Annotated in this window: 16 protein-coding genes and 1 tRNA gene; 7 read left to right on the top strand and 10 right to left on the bottom strand. The window is 56.5% G+C overall.

What is annotated here, in order from left to right; translation table 11 throughout:
• The first annotated feature begins 110 nt into the window (after positions 1-110).
• Together L8V22_RS07755 and L8V22_RS07750 are read left to right on the top strand one after the other, a co-directional pair.
• Positions 111-842: a class I SAM-dependent methyltransferase gene (locus L8V22_RS07755; protein ID WP_269966442.1), complete on the top strand. Its 732-nt coding sequence runs from the start codon at positions 111-113 to the stop codon at positions 840-842.
• A gap of 9 nt (positions 843-851) precedes the next feature.
• Entirely contained in the window at positions 852-1,322 is a 471-nt protein-coding gene (locus L8V22_RS07750) for an RDD family protein (protein WP_238801836.1), read from the top strand.
• Here the strand turns inward: L8V22_RS07750 and L8V22_RS07745 are convergent.
• The 3 genes from L8V22_RS07745 to polA all read right to left on the bottom strand — a co-directional run bounded on the left by L8V22_RS07745 (position 1,286) and on the right by polA (position 5,311).
• Positions 1,286-1,642 (bottom strand): hypothetical protein, encoded by a 357-nt coding sequence (locus L8V22_RS07745; RefSeq protein WP_238801835.1) that lies wholly within the window; start codon positions 1,640-1,642, stop codon positions 1,286-1,288. The genes L8V22_RS07750 and L8V22_RS07745 overlap by 37 nt on opposite strands.
• Before the next feature lie 77 nt (positions 1,643-1,719).
• Complete coding sequence (locus tag L8V22_RS07740) at positions 1,720-2,679, bottom strand: DNA glycosylase AlkZ-like family protein (RefSeq protein ID WP_238801834.1); 960 nt, start codon at positions 2,677-2,679, stop codon at positions 1,720-1,722.
• Positions 2,663-5,311 (bottom strand): DNA polymerase I, encoded by a 2,649-nt coding sequence (gene polA / locus L8V22_RS07735; protein ID WP_238801833.1) that lies wholly within the window; start codon positions 5,309-5,311, stop codon positions 2,663-2,665. The genes L8V22_RS07740 and polA overlap by 17 nt, the downstream gene beginning before the upstream one ends.
• A gap of 150 nt (positions 5,312-5,461) precedes the next feature.
• On the opposite strand from polA, the gene L8V22_RS07730 reads away from it, so the two are divergent.
• A tRNA-Leu gene (locus L8V22_RS07730) sits at positions 5,462-5,535 on the top strand.
• 52 nt (positions 5,536-5,587) lie between these two features.
• Here L8V22_RS07730 and L8V22_RS07725 read toward each other — a convergent pair.
• Positions 5,588-7,768, bottom strand: coding sequence for a LamG-like jellyroll fold domain-containing protein (locus L8V22_RS07725; protein WP_238802063.1), 2,181 nt, complete (start codon positions 7,766-7,768; stop codon positions 5,588-5,590).
• Between the two features lie 423 nt (positions 7,769-8,191).
• Here L8V22_RS07725 and L8V22_RS07720 point away from each other — a divergent pair, with 423 nt between their 5' ends.
• Genes L8V22_RS07720 through L8V22_RS07705 form a run of 4 tightly spaced genes read left to right on the top strand, consistent with a single transcriptional unit; the run spans position 8,192 to position 11,625 of the window.
• Positions 8,192-9,028 (top strand): DUF368 domain-containing protein, encoded by an 837-nt coding sequence (locus L8V22_RS07720; protein WP_238802062.1) that lies wholly within the window; start codon positions 8,192-8,194, stop codon positions 9,026-9,028.
• Positions 9,028-9,915: an ABC transporter substrate-binding protein gene (locus L8V22_RS07715; protein ID WP_238802061.1), complete on the top strand. Its 888-nt coding sequence runs from the start codon at positions 9,028-9,030 to the stop codon at positions 9,913-9,915. The genes L8V22_RS07720 and L8V22_RS07715 overlap by 1 nt, the downstream gene beginning before the upstream one ends.
• Positions 9,908-10,861, top strand: a complete 954-nt coding sequence (locus tag L8V22_RS07710; RefSeq protein ID WP_238802060.1) for an amino acid ABC transporter permease — start codon at positions 9,908-9,910, stop codon at positions 10,859-10,861. The genes L8V22_RS07715 and L8V22_RS07710 overlap by 8 nt, the downstream gene beginning before the upstream one ends.
• Positions 10,861-11,625, top strand: a complete 765-nt coding sequence (locus L8V22_RS07705; protein WP_269966441.1) for an amino acid ABC transporter ATP-binding protein — start codon at positions 10,861-10,863, stop codon at positions 11,623-11,625. The genes L8V22_RS07710 and L8V22_RS07705 overlap by 1 nt, the downstream gene beginning before the upstream one ends.
• A 102-nt stretch (positions 11,626-11,727) precedes the next feature.
• Here the strand turns inward: L8V22_RS07705 and L8V22_RS07700 are convergent, their stop codons facing one another.
• The 6 genes from L8V22_RS07700 to L8V22_RS07675 are packed head-to-tail and all read right to left on the bottom strand — an operon-like array spanning position 11,728 to position 17,263.
• Positions 11,728-12,471 (bottom strand): sulfite exporter TauE/SafE family protein, encoded by a 744-nt coding sequence (locus L8V22_RS07700; protein WP_238802059.1) that lies wholly within the window; start codon positions 12,469-12,471, stop codon positions 11,728-11,730.
• Positions 12,468-12,941 (bottom strand): pantetheine-phosphate adenylyltransferase, encoded by a 474-nt coding sequence (gene coaD, locus L8V22_RS07695; protein WP_238802058.1) that lies wholly within the window; start codon positions 12,939-12,941, stop codon positions 12,468-12,470. The genes L8V22_RS07700 and coaD overlap by 4 nt, the downstream gene beginning before the upstream one ends.
• Positions 12,942-12,970: 29 nt before the next feature.
• Positions 12,971-13,552 (bottom strand): 16S rRNA (guanine(966)-N(2))-methyltransferase RsmD, encoded by a 582-nt coding sequence (gene rsmD / locus L8V22_RS07690; protein WP_238802057.1) that lies wholly within the window; start codon positions 13,550-13,552, stop codon positions 12,971-12,973.
• Positions 13,553-13,765: a biotin/lipoyl-containing protein gene (locus L8V22_RS07685; protein ID WP_238802056.1), complete on the bottom strand. Its 213-nt coding sequence runs from the start codon at positions 13,763-13,765 to the stop codon at positions 13,553-13,555. It abuts the gene before it with no gap.
• 19 nt (positions 13,766-13,784) lie between these two features.
• The gene (locus L8V22_RS07680; RefSeq protein ID WP_238802055.1) at positions 13,785-15,917 is read right to left on the bottom strand and encodes an ATP-dependent DNA helicase RecG; all 2,133 of its coding nucleotides are present in this window, start codon (positions 15,915-15,917) and stop codon (positions 13,785-13,787) included.
• A 2-nt stretch (positions 15,918-15,919) separates the two neighbouring features.
• Positions 15,920-17,263 (bottom strand): DAK2 domain-containing protein, encoded by a 1,344-nt coding sequence (locus L8V22_RS07675; protein WP_238802054.1) that lies wholly within the window; start codon positions 17,261-17,263, stop codon positions 15,920-15,922.
• Positions 17,264-17,268: the final 5 nt, after the last annotated feature.

Raw genomic sequence — 17,268 nt, 5'->3', positions numbered from 1 at the left:
CAGCGGCTTAGAACAACCCGTGGCATAGACACGCCCAACCAACACTACATCTGTCCAGCTTAAAGGGCAAATACACGGCCCAACTTTTTCTCCAAGGAATTTTCCTCACTGTGACTTCCCCATCGCAAGCAAATCAGGCCTACTGGGATGGCGACGCCGCCAGCTACCACGCCGAGCACCCTGACTATCTTTCTTCCTTTTATTGGTGCCCAGAAATGCTCCACGAGGACCAAGCACACCTGCTTGGCGACGTCTCAGATTCTTCCGTCCTGGAAATTGGTTGCGGGTCCGCACCGTGTACCGAGTGGCTCCTAACGCGTGCCCGCTTTGCCACCGGCGTCGATATCTCCCGCGGCATGCTCAACCACGCTGCCGGGGCACTTCCCCTGACCCAAGCAGATGCGCTTTCGCTCCCCTATGCCACTGAATCCTTCGATGCTGCCTTCTCTGCGTTCGGCGCTTTTCCGTTCCTCGCTAATATCGACGTAGCCCTGCAGGAGGTCTCCCGAGTTCTTAAACCAGGCGGTCGTTTCGTCCTCTCAGTCACCCATCCAATGCGCTGGATCTTCCCCGATGATCCCACCAATCTAACGGCCGATATTAGCTATTTCGATCGCGCCTATCTGGAACAAGACCGCGATGGCAATCTCACATATGCGGAGTTCCATCGCACCATCGCCGACTGGTTCCAAGCCTTACAAGGCAAGGGCCCGTTCCTTATCGAGGACATCATTGAACCCGAGTGGCCACAGGGCCTTAGCACCACCTGGGGCCAATGGTCTCCGGAGCGAGGAGAAATCTTTCCCGGCACGATTATTTTCGTCTGCCGCAATTCCCGCTAACCTATGGACATGGTTTTGGACCGGATTGGATTATTGATACGACGTGGCATTGCCTGGTGGATTGATAGCTTCCTAGCCGCTGCCATCGTTATGGTGGTGCAATGGGTAGTGAATGCGGTAGCCGGCCATCCTCTTACTGGAGAGACCTTAGAACTCTATAATGCCATTGCCGCCGCCATGGTCTTTTACGCCTATCGAGTATGGGTGGAAGCCACGAAATCCACCTCGTTAGGTAAGTGGTCCCTGCAGCTGGAAGTCATTGCTACCCACCCAGGATTTTTCACCGCCTGCCTGCGTAATTCCTGGCTATTGCTCACAATGCTTACGCTGACAGGCTGGCCCGGAGTAATGCCGCTATTTTTAGCAATTCTCAGCATAAGCATGCTCGCTTTTGGCCAAACTCCCTTCGATATGCTGGCCAATTGCCTAGTGGAGCGCCGACCTCAGATAGACACGCCTTCTTTTCGTGGCCAGAGGTAATAAGCAAGGGCGAAAATAACCAACGCAGCAAACATCCACGCGGACGGAAAGAGGAACGCAAGGGCCGTGGAAGCGACCATCACCCCAGCGGCCGTCAATCTCCTGACCTTAGGGTTTGGCGCCACGCGCGCTACGATCATGGCCATCAAAAAATAAGACCCGGCTAAAACCGGGTACGAAATTGCAGAACCCTTATAGTCTTCAAGGAATTGGTCTAGCCCGAGGTCATTAATATCGGCTGCAAGAAGATTCACTTGAATGGCCCACAAACTTTCAAAAAAGCGGAGATTCCATTTATTTACTTTCTCTTCCAGAGTCACTGCGCAGTATTTCCCTTCCTAGTTTCTCCATGTGCACGCATAATTCTTTCCGCACAGAAAAGGCTACCTAAAAAAACTTATTGCGCAGTCCGCCACAACTTCTGAATTTTGCGCTCTGCGTAGCCGGGAATACCCAAATCCTCAATAGCTTGCTTATTCCACGTCCCACGAACCTGGCCGTCCACCACAATGGGGCGGCGGAAGACACCGCGGTTTCCAGGGGCAAGTATCTCGTGAACTTCTGAAGTCATCGCAAATAACCGATCTCGGTATCCCAGGATGTACTCGTCGAAAGCTCCCAATAAGAGCACCGAACGCTTTCTTCGCGCCTCGGCCATATCAATTACCTCTATCGAGACAAAGTCCTCGGATTCTTCTCCACACCGCACAATGTCCGGCGGAAGGTTTTCAGCTGCTGGCCTAATTAGTCTTTGCGGTAGCTTTGTCCACCACGCAAAGTCCCGCAGCGTCGCTGGGCCGTGAGTGCGGAAATACCGGACCATTAGGTCAGCGGTAGCTGCGACCTGGTCTCCATTGAAGACCTTGTCCAATCCCGGCAACTCCATCGGTGTAATCAGCTGGTCCGCTCCGGAGTAGACGGCGTGACCGCTTTCCATTGCTACACGCACAATATGCCAAAAGGGCACTTCCGGCAGGACCGCTGCAGCCCGTTGCTTGAGCTCGGCTCGTGAAAGGGGTGTATCAATAAGCTGATTAATAGCGCTGCGCAGTTCAGCGTCTCCCCTGCGCTCTTTTGCGCACAGTTCGGTTATCCAGCCTATGTCCTTGATAGAAGCCGCAAAAAGCGTATGGCGCATGGGATACCCACGCACAATATTTCCGGCATCTGAGTGGTCTCCTGCCCGCAAGGCCAAGGATCGGCGCACGGAGTGCAGGTCTTGGCCTTGCATAACACCGAAAGCCTGGACCACTTCCTCCGTGCTGTCCCACTGCTGAACGGTTAAGCCTTGCGAGGCGAGCCTAAGGCGCGCCTTTTCTCGGCGAGAGAAAGATGCCGCGCTAGTGGGCTGCGGCATCCCAATCCTTGCCGGCACCAGCCGAGACCTCCAGCGGCACGTTGAGCTCGATAGCAGAGTCCATCTCCCGCTCGAGAATTTCACGGACCTGGTCAGCCTCGCCAGGAGCGACCTCAACTACCAATTCATCGTGAACCTGTAGCAACACGCGGGACTTCATGTCCTGCAATGCACGGTCAACCCTAATCATTGCCACCTTGATAATGTCTGCAGCAGTGCCTTGGATCGGCGCATTAAGTGCAGCTCGCTCTGCGTTCTCGCGCGCTAGGCGGTTATCGGAGTTGAGCTCTGGCAAGTAGCGGCGGCGACCAAAGAGGGTGGCTGTATACCCATCTTTACGTGCCTGGACCACTACTTCATCGAGGTATTTCTTTACCCCACCAAAACGCTCAAAGTAGCTTTCCATGATGGACTTCGCTTCCCCAGCCGGGATGCCCAATTGCTGGGATAGGCCGAATGCCGACAGGCCATACACCAAACCATAAGACATTGCCTTAACGCGGCGGCGCAGCTCCGGCGTGACTTGGTTGACGGGCACATCGAAGACTCGGGAGCCGACGTAGTTATGCAGGTCTTCGCCGTCCTTATAGGCCTCGATAAGCCCGGGATCTGCCGAGAGGTGCGCCATCACCCGCATCTCAATCTGCGAATAGTCCGCGGTCATGAGCTCTTCGTAGCCCTCGCCTACGACAAACGCAGAGCGAATCTGTCGCCCAGCTTCGGTCCGCACCGGAATATTCTGCAGATTTGGTTCCGTCGAGGACAAGCGGCCAGTCGACGTCACCGTCTGATTAAACGTGGTGTGGATGCGACCGTCCGGCTGCACGGTCTTGATTAGACCTTCGAGGGTGGTTTTCATCTTTTGGTACTCACGGTGAGCCAAAAGGTGGTCTAAGAACGGGTGGGGATTCTTAGCCGCAAGCTGCTCAATCTCCTTGGCCGCGGTGGAATAGCCGGTCTTGGTCTTCTTGGTCTTGGGCAGATCAAAAGTCTCAAAGAGTACGGTTTGTAGCTGCTTGGGTGAGTTGAGGTTGAGCTTATCGTCACCGGCAAGCTCACGGGCGGCGCGCTCTTGTTCGGCGACCTGCTCTACGAAGGCATCCTTCTGCGTTTCGAGAATGTCCACGTCGACGGCAATGCCGGTAGCTTCCATGCGCGCCAGGATGGTCACCAAGGGCAGCTCTAAATCGGTATAAAGCTCGAAAGAATCAATTTCCTGCAGCTCCGCGGTCAGCCTTTCCGCCAGCTCCATAATGGCTGCGGCTTGATCTACCAAGGTGGAATCATCCAGCAAGGAAAGCTGCTCCGTGGCGGCGCCGAGGGTCTTTTGGAGGTGGCGTTGGTAGACGTCGGCAAGCGCGTAAGTGCGCTGACCGGGCCGCAGCAAGTAGGCGGCAATAGCCGTGTCGTGGGCAATGCCGGCTAGCTCAATGCCCCGGCCTGCAAGCATATGGAAGGCCGCCTTCGCCTCGTGGAAATACTTCGGCGCATCGGAGGCCAGCCACTGCGCTAAGGCCTTATCATCCGCGGCAGAAAGATCGCCCAACTCCACTTGCAGCCCGTGGCGTTCCTGGTCTACGAAAGCAATCGCCGATGCATCACCCTGTCCTGGGCTTCCCTCGCCTTGGACATAAACCGCAACGTGCTCTCGGCCTGGCAGCCACTGGGACAAAGGCTCATCGTCGATGACCGTCTCTAGCTCTTGGACCTCCTCGGTCTGCTCCGTTGCCTCAGCGCCGTCATTGGGAATGGCGGCCAGTACGCGATCGCGCAGGTTGGTGCCAAACTCGAGGTCATCGAACTTAGCAGCAACGTCGGCGACCTTAGCCTCCTTGAAAGCTAGATCGTCTGGGTCGACATCCAGGTCCATATCCGTGATCATCTGGGTGAGCTTGCGATTCATCTGCACCTGATCGATGCGCTCGCGGAAGTTATTTCCCACCACGCCTTTGATCTCTTCAGCGTGCTCAACCAGTGATGCCAAGTCCCCATACTTGACAATCCACTTAGTAGCCGTCTTCTCGCCCACCTTGGGGATGCCCGGCAAATTATCGGAAGGATCACCGCGCAGTGCGGCAAAGTCTGGGTACTGCGCAGGCGTGAGCCCATACTTTTCCTCCACTGCGGCGGGGGTAAAGCGATGAAGCGTGGATACGCCCTTCATGGGATAGAGCACCGTCGTAGATTCGTTTACCAACTGCAGGTAATCGCGGTCACCGGTGACGATGAGGGTCTCATAGTCCTGCGCCTCAGTCGCGAGAGTAGCCAGAATATCGTCGGCTTCAAAGTTCTCGCGGGATAGGGTGGTAATCCCCAGCACCTCGAGCACCTCACGGATGATGTCGACTTGGCCCTTAAATTCCTCCGGCGCGGCTTCACGCTGCGCCTTGTAGTCTGGGAACAATTCGGTGCGGAAGGTCTTGCGCCCAACATCGAATGCCACCGCAATGGCATCGGGCTTCTCCTCCGCCACGATATTGGAAAGCATCGATAAAAAGCCATATACGGCATTGGTGTGCTGGCCACCCGAGGTAGAAAAGTTATCTACCGGCAAGGCATAGAACGCACGAAACGCCATAGAATGGCCGTCAATGAGCAGAAGTCGAGGCTGTTTAGTAGTCACTTGCCCCATACTAGAGAAGCGAGCCGATATCCGAACACCTTGGTGCACATTTACCGGATGACGTGGGGATTCCCCCACTACCCCTTACCCAATTAGGAATTCGCCGGTGCCCTGCGCTACTATTTTCACAGTCGAAGGCAGCCAGCCTTGACACTGTGCGCCCCTGTAGCCCAATTGGCAGAGGCAACGGATTCAAAACCCGTCCAGTGTGAGTTCGAGTCTCACCAGGGGCACAGATAAAAAAGACCTCGGTCCCACCACGCGGGTGGGACCGAGGTCTTTGCTTTAGCCCAACTCGGGCAGAGTCGGCAGGTGGTATTTACGCAAGAGCGCGTTAATCTGCGGTACGGAAGCCTTCAGCTGCGGCAGGGCTAGCCCTACCAGGCCAGCCACCCCTGCGATACCAAGGATTGCTCCCAAGATGGCAGGCTTCGAGCTCGTACTAGAGCTCAACGCGGAGCCATCCGTGGCAGGCTGTGTGGTATCAGCCGGGTCACCATTGTTGTGTGCACGGGCGGTAAGCCATTCATCCTTGCCTAGGACGCCTTGGGTCAAGCGGGTCTCGCCGATCCAGCCATACCACGGGTCCTGTGGGCGTTGGTTATCAAAACCGCCACCCATGACCCACTGCAGGTCCCGTGGGAGGAGCCCCTCGGCGCCTACGGCATTGCGCAGGATGGGCGCGCCGTTGATGAACATTTCCACGCTATCGCGCTCCGGATCATTGACCACGGCGATATGCATCCACTCATCTTTGGGAACCTCGTGGGACCACACGGTAGAGCCGCTCCCCTGCTTCGGCTCCGCCCACCAACGCAACTCACGGAGATTGGAGATGCCGAACATGACGGTGGGGTCCGTGTCATCAGAGCCGTCTACCAATTTATTAATGGCAGAGTCACGGCTGAGCGCGCTTCCCCAGCCGTGCTGTGCGCCGTTGAAGTCTTCTGGAATCTTGACAAAGGATTCGAAGGTATAGCCTTTGGCGGTATCAACGCTATTGGCAGCCGCGCCCTTATCGGTACGGAACTCGGCATTGCCAACTTTGCCGGCCGGATCGGACCAGAAGAGGGAGCCGGCATCAGAGGACAACGGGTGATGGTCGGTGCTATAGGTTACGCGGTCTCCTAGCATGGCACCGGAACGATGCAGGTCGCTGCCAGAATCGCTGGCAATATCGGGGATGGTGGTGCCACGACCGGCAGGGGCGCCATCGACAAGCGCATGCCCGTCCTTGTCCCGCGCTTGGCCCGGGCGCCAGTGGAATACCGTGTGGTCGTTGTGGGCAAAGTCCTCCGCACCCGTGGGAAGCTCGTCCTCCGCAATGGCATAAGGCCTATAGCCCTCAGCGGCGATGTCACGGGCGCGCTGCGCTAGATCCGGCTGGTGGCCCTCGCCCACGGTGAATTCCGGGGCGAAAGAGGAAAAGCGCTGTTCAAAATCGAACGGAATGCTATAGCTATCGCCCTTATCATCCAGGGTGAGCTTATCGAACTGCGTGAGCTCCTCATGCGGCTTTTGCGCCACCCAAGGTGACAGGGCGGCCATCTCCAGCTGCTTGCCCGTAAGGTCAAACTCGAGCACACCCAATAAGCCATTGCCACCCTGATAGGCCATCTGATAATCCTGCAAGATGGAGACGACGTCGTGGCCGGCATCGTTCTTATCTACGCGGTATCCCGCACCGTGGTGGTGGCCGCCCATCACGAGGAAGATCTGATCATTGCTTTTGATGAACTTATCCCACAATCCCTTGCCATAGTCATCGGAATAAAAGACGTTTCCTTCACCATCGATATTGAGCGCCTCATGAGTGGTCACAATGACCGGAAGGTCTGGATGCTTATCAATTACGCCTTGCGCCCACACAATAGCCTTCTCATCAGCGCGCCAACCCAAGGCTATGAGATATTTCTGGCCCTCAGCTTCAAAGATGTGTGCCTCGGAGTCATTATTGACCGCGGTATAGCGCTCCTGGAAGGTCTCCGGATTAGCTGCTTTGGCACGAACAGCGCTGAACCACTTGTTATAGGGGTGAGCCCACGCGCCCTCTACATCCATGTCGTGGTTGCCTGGCAGGATCGAATAGTTCAAGTCCGAATCGTCGAGGACCTGCATGGCCTTATCAGCCACCTGCCATTCGCCTTCTACGTTCCACTGGTCTACAACATCACCCAAGTGAGTGACGAAGTCCATGTTCAACTCGTCTTGATGGTCCACTAACCATTGGGTTTGTGCCAAGTAGGGTTCGCTGCCGTAGCGAGCTTGGGCCAGGTTTCCGGTCTCTGGGGTGGAATAGCGCGAATAGAACTGGGTATCCGGTAGGACGCCGATGCTAAAGCGGGAGCCCTCGCTTGGCGACGCCCCCTCGGGCGCGCCCTCCGCTGCACTTGCTGCCGGCACAAAAATGAGGTTTCCTACCACCGCGGTCGCGGTCACCGCAGGCAGGACAAAACGGTTCTTCATAGAGAGTCCTTGGTCACTGGAAAGAAATGTTTGCACGGGAGAAAGACGGGAATACGCGGGAGATAGTAGGCAGTCAATCTTTCAGGTAGTTAACGTCCACGTGAATACAAGACTGAATAATGGGAAACTTATCGTTTCCTAGGCATTAGACCTCCGCCCGCCGGAAGTTCCGTATATCCTGCCCTAAACTGCATAGTTGCATCGCCATGCATTAGACTGGCAGAATATTCCTAAATACGGTTTCACCTCTACGGTAAGGGGGAGCACATCCCCAACCATGGCAGGTGGCAAGCCACCTTTCAGTGAAAGATATGCATCATTTTCGCAGTGGTTCGCCTGGCCACCCCTCGGCGGTACTTTTCTCCCGCCTTGCTAGGCCAGTCACCCTCCGCACAAGCCCCCACCCAGGTAGATTTTTAATTTATGCAATACATTTTGAACGCAATCCGCGGTGCCCTTATCGGCATGGCCGAGCTCGTGCCCGGAATCTCCGGTGGCACCGTGGCGCTCATCGTCGGCATCTATGAACGCGCAGTCCACAATGCCAATGATCTCATTTCGGGCCGCTTCAAAAAGGTCGAATGGAGCTTCCTCATCTCCGTGGCCATTGGCATGTTCATTGCCGTTTTCGCAATGTCAACCTTCCTCTCCAACTTTGTAGATAATCACGTATCCGCTTCCGGAGCGCTCTTTTTAGGCATGGTCGCCGTATCCATTTTTGTACCATTGTCCATGCTGTCGAAATCAGAACGGCTGCGCCCCTCTTCGCTCATCACCTTCGTCGTTGCCGCTATTGCCATTTTCTTTATCACCGGCTTTACTTCCGAGCCACATGAGGACCCCAGCCTCATCGTGGTCTTCTTTGCCGCCGCTATCGCCGTGTGCGCACTGATTCTGCCGGGCATTTCGGGCTCACTTATCCTTCTGACCATGGGCCTTTATCAACCCATCATCGGCGCAGTCTCGGACCGTGACCTGGGCACCATCGCTATTTTCGCCCTAGGCGCGCTATGCGGCCTCGCGGCATTTATTAAGGTATTGAACTTCCTATTGGATCACCACCGCGCCCCTACTTTGATGGCGATGGCAGGCTTTATGCTCGGATCTCTGCGCGCCCTATGGCCGTGGGGAGCTGACCAAGACGCCTCCAGCGGCATCATCATCAGCATGTTCATCCTCGGTGCGCTGATCGTTTCCGCGTTCATCTTTGTGGACATGAAGAAGGCCCGCGCCATTGAGGAAAGGACGGCGCAGGAGTAATGCCGCGCACGTTTTCTAGCCGCGCCACAATCGCCGCAGTTCTTATCCCAACGTTCTGTTTGAGCGCATGCGTCACCAACGAGGAAGATTCCACCCCAGAGGGCTGGGAAGAACCCCACACCTCTGTAGTGCCAGAGATTGCCGCCATGTATGACGACAACGACGGCGTTCTCACCGCTGGCACCAACCCGCCCTATGCGCCATTTCAGCTCAAGGATTCTCACGGGGCACTCCAAGGCGTCGAGCTTGACTTAGCTCGCGCCGTAGCAGGTGTCTTGGGGCTCGATTTCCAGCCCTTGGAGCAGGACTTCTCAATGATCCTTCCCGCTGTGCAGTCGGGGCAGATCGATATGGGTGTTTCCGGCTTTACGGATAACCCAGACCGCCGCAACGAATTCGACTTTGTAGACCACCTCTACGCTGGTATCCAGTGGGCCGAACGAGTAGACGGCCCCAATAAGGTCGACCCCGATAATCCCTGCGGCCTGACCGTTGCCGTGCAGCGCACCACGGTATCTGAAACCGATGATGTGCGCCCCAAGAAAGATGCCTGCAATGGCGACCTCACCGTCTTGTCTTATGACACCGGCGATAATGCCGCGCTGGCCGTCCTGATGGGACGCGCGGATGCCCTATCAGCGGACTCCCCGGTCACAGCGTGGGCGGTCAATCGCTCCGAGGGAAAGATGCGGCAGGTAGGCGATATGTTCCAAGCCTCCCCCTATGGCTTCGCCGTTCCCAAGGATTCCGACTTGGGCAAGGCTTCTGCCGCAGCACTCCAGCACCTCATCGAAACCGGTGAGTATGCAGAAATTTTGTCCCGCTGGGGCATCGAGGACGGATTAATAGACCAGGCAATGATTAATGAAAGGCCGATCAATGGTTAACGAGAACGCGGCAACACCGGCTAAGGCCGAACCTAAAGAAAAGCCAGCCAAGATCGAGGCGCGCCCGCTGCGCCACCCATGGCGCTGGATCTTCGCTGGCCTGCTCATCGTTATGGGCGTGTGGTTTATCATTGCCTCCGCCCGCAACGAGGCCTTTGGCTGGGGGACTTATTTTCAGTACCTCTTTGACAAGCGCATTGCACTTGCCTCGCTACATACCATCGCCATCACCATTTTGTCGATGATCATAGGCGTTATCGGTGGTGCGGTGCTGGCGGTTATGCGTATGTCTCCCAACCCGGTGCTGCGCACCGTCTCCTGGATTTTCCTCTGGATCTTCCGCGGTACGCCGATCTATGTGCAGCTGGTCTTTTGGGGTCTGCTCTCTGCCATCTACCAGTCCATCAACTTGGGCTTTACCGAGGTATCTCTGCAGACGATCCTCACCAACGCCTTCTTCCTCGCGGTGATGGGCTTGGGACTTAATGAGGCAGCCTATATGGCTGAGATTGTGCGCTCCGGCATCACCTCCGTTCCAGAAGGCCAAAAAGAAGCCTCTAAGGCACTTGGCATGTCGTGGTGGATGACCATGCGCCGTACCGTTCTTCCGCAGGCCATGCGTATTATCATCCCGCCTACCGGCAATGAGTTCATTTCCTTGCTCAAGACCTCATCGCTCGTAGTAGCTATTCCCTATACCGAGGAAATCTTTGGCCGCACCACAGATATCTCCGCCGCCCTCTTCCAGCCCATTCCGCTGCTATTGGTCGCGGCATCCTGGTACCTCGTGGTGACTTCCCTGCTGATGATAGGCCAGTACTTCCTGGAGCGTCGCTTTGAGCGCGGTGCAACCCGCGAGCTCACCGGCCGTCAACTAGCAGCGCTGGCAGACGCCGAAGGCACCATTCCCCGCAACGTATCCGTGATTTCGGAGGCTAAAAACTAATGGCTACTCCCATGATTTCCGCACAGAATGTCCATAAATCCTTCGGGCAACTCGAAGTTTTAAAAGGCATCGACCTCGAAGTCCAGCCGGGCGAGGTGGCTTGCCTTTTGGGCCCTTCAGGCTCGGGTAAGTCGACCTTCCTGCGCTGCGTCAACCACCTTGATAAGGCGACTGCGGGCCGCCTGTATGTCGACGGCGAGCTTATTGGCTACCGCGAAAAGAATGGCACCTTATACGAGATCAGCGAAAAAGAAGCCGCCGAACAGCGCTCCGATATCGGCATGGTCTTTCAGTCCTTCAACCTCTTCCCTCACCGCACGGTAATTGAAAACATCATCGAAGCCCCGGTGCAGGTGAAAAAGATTCCGGAAGAAACCGCCCGTGCACGTGCGATGGAGCTGCTTGAGGATGTCGGCCTAGCGTCCAAAGCTAATAATTACCCCGTACAGCTCTCCGGCGGCCAGCAACAACGCGTTGCCATTGCGCGCGCAGTGGCCATGGACCCTAAGCTCATGCTCTTTGACGAGCCCACATCCGCTCTTGACCCTGAGCTCGTCGGCGAAGTGCTCCGTGTCATGAAGGATCTCGCCGCCGAAGGTATGACCATGCTCGTAGTCACCCACGAGATGGGTTTTGCCCGCGAAGTAGCCGATAAGATCTTCTTCATGGACGGCGGCGTGGTCATCGAGTCCGGTAGCCCAGCTGAGGTGCTGGATAACCCGCAACAGCCACGCACCAAAGACTTTCTGGCCTCGCTGCTCTAATCTCACGACACAGGTTTTATACGTCCAAGCCCGACGCTTTTCCTATGAGAAAAATCCGGCGTGCTTCAGCACGCGGCGGGCTTTAGCGCCTGTTATATCAGGTTAAGAAAGAGTCACTAGGCCGCGGATCAATGCGCTGGCCGCCCCCAAGCCAGCAACGCTGAGCGAGAGCATGCGGGCCTTTTCCCGTGGAACATGCTGGGAAATCCGGGTGCCGGCCCAGATGCCGACGAACATGCCCACCACTCCGGCGGGCCACATCACCCAGGGCAAGCCTTCAAAGTGCGCCGCCCCCGTAAGCGTCTTGGTCATCACCGAAAAGAAGCCGCCGACAATAAATATGGGCTGCAAAGTAGCGGCGTACACATGCTGAGGCCACTTAGCCGCTTGTGCGTAAACGGTGATGACGGGACCCGCCACACCGGCCAAGGTATTGGTAAAACCACCTAGAATGCCCGCGGAGATGGCTGGGCCTTTGCCCTCCATGGGCGGGACGAACTTCTTTCCAAAGGTCACCACTGTCAGTGCGGCTAAAAGCGCAGCACCCACCACGACCATGAGTCCGGCGGTATCCATACGCCTGATAAGCAGGGCTGCGGCCAGAGAACCGATCACCATGACTGGAGCTATGAGGCCGAACTTCTTCCAGCTCACATTCTCGCGCACGGAATAGGTAGTCAGGATCGCGTTAACGCAGGCCAGAACGTTGATGACTAAGATGCCTTCCACTGGCCCCATGATCAGCATCAGTATGGGGCCACCAATAAGACCAAGCCCCATTCCCGAGACCCGTTGGAGAGTCGAGCCAACGACTACTACTAGGAATATAACCAGTGCGAGGCTCACGAACGGTATTTCTCCTTTACCGCACGACCTACGGGCTCGGGGAACATCCCAGTCACGTCGCCGCCGAACTTCGCTACCTGCTTGCACAACGAGGAGCTGATATATCCGTATTTTTCATCCGTAAGCAGGAAGACGGTATCGATGCCGGACAGGCGCCGATTCATCTGCGCCATGGGCAGCTCATATTCATAGTCAAGAGAGCTGCGCAGTCCCTTGACCAAGACGTCTGCCCCATGCTCGGTGGTGTAGTCCACCAAAAGCCCAGAACAAAAATCCACCTTGATGGAGGAATCCACGCTTTGGCGGATTAACTCCATTCGCTCGTCCACGCTAAACAGCCCGGAGGGTTTATCGGGGTTTCCGGTTACCAACACAGTAACCTCATCAAACATCTGGTTAGCGCGGTTGATGATATCGACGTGACCTAGAGTAACGGGGTCGAAGGATCCTGGGCAGACAGCCTTAGTCATGCTAATTTCACTCTCTTTTGTGCAGGGGTTTAGTCTTCGGCTTCCTCGCTGCCGGGGCGGGTATAAACTGCCATATCCATGCGGGCGATGCCAAAGGTGCGCTTCTTAAGCTTCTGACCGGTGGGCTCGAAACCAGCCGGCCACTTTGTCTCCGCGGAATCAACGTGGCGCTCGATGACCACCATTGCGCGATCAGTAAGCACCGGTTCAATTGCAGCAATGAGATCTTCGACCTCATCAAAAGCATAGGGCGGGTCCGCCAGCACCAGATCGAAATGCTGGCGCGGGGCGCTAGCTAGGTAAGTTCCTACCTTCATCTCTTGGACGCGCACGCCAGGGTGTTTGACGACGCCCATGTTGTGCCGGATGATCTTCACTGCATCCGCCGAAGACTCCACCAGCACTGCTTCATCTGCCCCGCGGCTAGCTGCCTCGAGGCCAAGAGCACCGGAACCGGCAAAAAGGTCGAGGACGGCAGATCCTGCAAAACCCCACCGTGCATTAAGCGAGGAAAAAAGCCCTTCTCGGGCTCGGTCTGCGGTAGGTCGGGTTCCTTCTGCCGGCACCTTGATGGTGCGGCCACGGGCTTCGCCAGCAATAATGCGCGTCATTTATGCTTCTCCAGTCTCCATCAAGAGGTCTCCACCTACCACATCACTGAAATCAGGCACCACAATGCGGTGCACTTTCCCAGGTCCCGGGCTTTCCACGGGAGCTTCGAGCTTCGTGGCTTCGACAGTCGCGAGCGGGACCCCGGTAGCAACAGTGTCTCCCACATTCACATGGCAGCGGACGATGCCCGCAAAGGGGGCGTAGATTTTCATGCCTCTAGGTTAACCCGTCTTAGTTCTTCTCCAAGTATTCCTGTTCGCTTTCGCTCAAATTGCGCGTGAGTTCCTCCGCGAGCTCGGGGTTGCGCATCACCATGGCACGCGCATCCGTATGGGTGCGCTCAACAATGTCTTGATCATCAGCTAGATTCAATAGCCGCAGGGTCCGATGCGTGCCGGACTGCGTCGTGCCCAAAATGTCTCCCTCTTGGCGCTGGCGCAAGTCGAGCTCGGCAAGTTCAAAGCCCGACGAGGTTTGCGAAATCTGATTGATGCGGCGGAAGGACGGAGTATTATCAGCTGCCGCGGTATGGAAAAGGCAGATAGAGGCATTGCCTCCTCGTCCTACACGCCCACGCAACTGATGCAGCTGGGAGACGCCGAAATATTCGGATTCACGAATAAGCATCACCGTGGCATTAGGGACATCCACGCCCACCTCAATGACCGTGGTAGAGACCAAAATATCAATCTCTCCCCTAGCAAATGATGTCATTACCTCGTCCTTATCGGGCATCTTTCCGTGCAAGATGGCTACCCGCAGTCCTTTAAAGGGACCGCTTTCCAGTTGCTCTGCAAGCTCTAACACTCCACCTTCGCCTTCAATGCGTGGGCAGACAATATAGGCTTGATGGCCTTGGGCAACCTCTTCGCGAATCCGCTCAAGGGCACGCAGTACCCAGGTAGGACGCCATTCGGCTACCACCGCTGACTGAATAGGTTTGCGGCCACCGGGCAGTTCGGTCAGGGTCGATACGGCAAGATCGCCAAATACGGTCATCGCGATAGTGCGCGGAATCGGTGTCGCCGTCATTACCAACACGTGGGGGCTTAAACCTTCGCGGGCTTTTAGCCGCAGGCTATCGCGCTGCTCTACGCCAAATCGGTGCTGCTCATCTACTACCACTAGACCGAGGTTGAAGAACTCCACAGAGTCTTGGATGATCGCATGGGTTCCAATGACGATATCCGCGTCACCAGAGACGATGTCCAATAAAGCCTGCCGTTTCTCCGTTGTGCGCATAGAACCAGTAAGCAGTACCACCTTGACTCCTCCTGGAACCGAGGTTCCAATGGAAGCAGCGTGTTGCGAGGCCAGAACCTCAGTAGGCGCCAGCAGTGCTGCCTGGGCGCCGGCGTCGACAGCCTGCAACATGGCACAGGTAGCGACCATCGTCTTACCAGAACCGACCTCACCCTGCAGCAAGCGCATCATCGGCAACGGGCGCGCTAGGTCATCTTCTATCTCACTGATAACGCGCCGCTGTCCTTGGGTGAGGTCGAAGGGCACATGGCCCAGCCACTCCTCCCGGTAGCCGCCCAAAGTAGCAGGCATGGTCGAAGCCGTCCGCGCTTCAGCATCACGCTGGCGCAATGCCATCACCAAGCCGATGGACAATGCCTCGTTGTACTTCAGCCTCTGAATCGCCCGGTAAGGGCCAGCCTCCCCGGGCTCGTGGATTTCTCGTACCGCATTATCCAGGCTGATTATCATCTGATAGTCCAGCGGTTCTTCAATCGGCGGGGTCTTAGATAAGACGTAGTGAATGGCGCCCATGATGTACCACGAGGTCACCTTGGAGGTTGCTGGGTACACCGGGATCCATTCCCGCTCCAAAAGGAGCTGGTCGAGCCTGCCGAACTGCGACAGGTTCCGCAATGAGCCGGTGGCCTTCGGCCGATGCTTCTTGTGTGAATCTGCCGTTTGCTGCCGGTAGTCATCCAATTCGCCATCGGGGCGGCCAAAAGCATCGATCTCTACGAAGTCTGGCTGTTGTAGCTGCGGCTGGTTGCGGAAGAATTTGAGCTTGCCACTCATCATTACGCGCTGGCCGCGGTGCAGCATCCGCATCACGTAATTAGCGTTGAAAAATGTCGCAATAATGCTGCCGTCAAGCTGCACGTTGATGATAGTGGTCTTGCCCGTGTCGTGTCGGTTGAAACCGGTAATAGTTCCGGTAACGGTGACGATATCGCCTTCCGCGGCGTCCCCCAGGCCGACGTCCTTATTGTGACGGATATAGTCCCGCGGATAATGGGCTAGAAGCTCGCCGCAGGTTTCATACCCCAGCGCTTTGGTAATCTTCGCAGCATCTTTTGCCGCAAGCACATCCGTCAATGGGCGGTTGTCCTGCCAGCCGAGCATTGCTATTCCACTCCGATTTCAGTTGCGATATCCGGTACTTTCAAAGCCACTACATCTACACGGAGCTGTTGAGCTAAGTCCTCCTCATCTATGTCGAGGGCACTCAAGATGGTGGCTTGCTCTCCACCTTCTGCCAAAAGGTCGCGACAGGTGGCGATGATTGACGGAAGAGTTTCTTGGCTGGGATAGGCTACCCGCATGGACTTAGCCGCATCGCGCATGGCAGCGACGACCGCAACGGTATCTGGGTTATCCGGTTCATAAACAGAGATTGCAGCTAGCGCCGCTGCTAGCGACTGCGCGGGCACTACCCGCCCAGCGTCGGTCTCCATACTTAGTCCGGTGGATAAGACGATATCGTCTTCTTCTACTGCTAAAGGAGCATCCGGCGGCACCACCGTAACACCCGCAGATTCCAAGAGGTCAGTGATAGGACCAGCCGGCGCAGCAGCGAAAACCCGGCGAGCAACCGAATTTTCGGCAGCAGGGTCGACGTGAGCCGGCAGCGCCTCGATGTGCAGGTTGGTCGCCTTGCCCTTAGCAAAGGCAGTTTCAATGACCGCACCAGCTTGGAAAGAGTGGATGTGCACGTTTGCGCTGTTTTCGGTGGCGCGTGCAATCACTAAGCTATCTCCCAACGGGGCAATTGCTGTCTGCAACGCGTCGATGTCTCCTTCAAAGAAGAAGACTACTTCTAGTTCAGTGTCCGTCTCCGGTTCAAGTACGCCTGTGCGCCCTGTGGAGCCCTCAATTTCTGCCAGAAGGGACTCCAAAAGAATAACGAGGCCGGCCCCGCCAGCATCTACCACTCCTGCCTCGCGCAAGGCTGGCAATTGCGACGGGGTGCGTTCAAGTGCAGTTCGTGCGGCAGCAATTGCGGCACTGACGATACTATGTAAGGTAGCGCTGGACTGCGCCGCAGCGTCGTCGGCTGCCTCCGCGGCTGCCTGTAGAACCGTGATAACCGTGCCTTCCACCGGCTCGGCAATGGCCCGATCCACCAATTCCACGGCCTGCTGGAGTGAGCGAGCAAAGACAGAGCCGTCGATGACCGATTCCACCGTGGACTCAGCTACGCCACGCAGAACCTGAGACAACACCATTCCTGAATTTCCGCGCGCGCCACGCACCGCCCCGAGAGCCAAGGCATCGGCAACATCGCCACCATTGTCGAGCTCTGCAACCGCTGCTTCCATGGTGTGCGCCATATTTGAACCCGTATCAGAATCCGGTACCGGAAAGACGTTGAGCGCGTTGATCTCATCGCGGCGATGGGCTAGCTCCCCCACGGCGCGGGTAGCCCAATTGCGCAATCCGCGGGAATCCAGCGTGCTGGGATATGACATGCGCA

This window comes from Corynebacterium yonathiae, assembly GCF_027570195.1.
Lineage (GTDB): Bacteria > Actinomycetota > Actinomycetes > Mycobacteriales > Mycobacteriaceae > Corynebacterium > Corynebacterium yonathiae.
This window is presented reverse-complemented; position numbering and strand designations above follow the sequence as displayed.

Bases quoted from the DNA above. Each gene is read 5' to 3' on its own strand.
- L8V22_RS07750 (WP_238801836.1), top strand. From the start codon at position 852: ATGGTTTTGGACCGGATTGGATTATTGATACGACGTGGCATTGCCTGG.
- L8V22_RS07740 (WP_238801834.1), bottom strand. From the start codon at position 2,679: ATGCCGCAGCCCACTAGCGCGGCATCTTTCTCTCGCCGAGAAAAGGCG.
- polA (WP_238801833.1), bottom strand. From the start codon at position 5,311: ATGGGGCAAGTGACTACTAAACAGCCTCGACTTCTGCTCATTGACGGC.
- L8V22_RS07725 (WP_238802063.1), bottom strand. From the start codon at position 7,768: ATGAAGAACCGTTTTGTCCTGCCTGCGGTGACCGCGACCGCGGTGGTA.
- L8V22_RS07720 (WP_238802062.1), top strand. From the start codon at position 8,192: ATGCAATACATTTTGAACGCAATCCGCGGTGCCCTTATCGGCATGGCC.
- L8V22_RS07715 (WP_238802061.1), top strand. From the start codon at position 9,028: ATGCCGCGCACGTTTTCTAGCCGCGCCACAATCGCCGCAGTTCTTATC.
- L8V22_RS07710 (WP_238802060.1), top strand. From the start codon at position 9,908: ATGGTTAACGAGAACGCGGCAACACCGGCTAAGGCCGAACCTAAAGAA.
- L8V22_RS07705 (WP_269966441.1), top strand. From the start codon at position 10,861: ATGGCTACTCCCATGATTTCCGCACAGAATGTCCATAAATCCTTCGGG.
- coaD (WP_238802058.1), bottom strand. From the start codon at position 12,941: ATGACTAAGGCTGTCTGCCCAGGATCCTTCGACCCCGTTACTCTAGGT.
- rsmD (WP_238802057.1), bottom strand. From the start codon at position 13,552: ATGACGCGCATTATTGCTGGCGAAGCCCGTGGCCGCACCATCAAGGTG.
- L8V22_RS07685 (WP_238802056.1), bottom strand. From the start codon at position 13,765: ATGAAAATCTACGCCCCCTTTGCGGGCATCGTCCGCTGCCATGTGAAT.
- L8V22_RS07680 (WP_238802055.1), bottom strand. From the start codon at position 15,917: ATGCTCGGCTGGCAGGACAACCGCCCATTGACGGATGTGCTTGCGGCA.
- L8V22_RS07675 (WP_238802054.1), bottom strand. From the start codon at position 17,263: ATGTCATATCCCAGCACGCTGGATTCCCGCGGATTGCGCAATTGGGCT.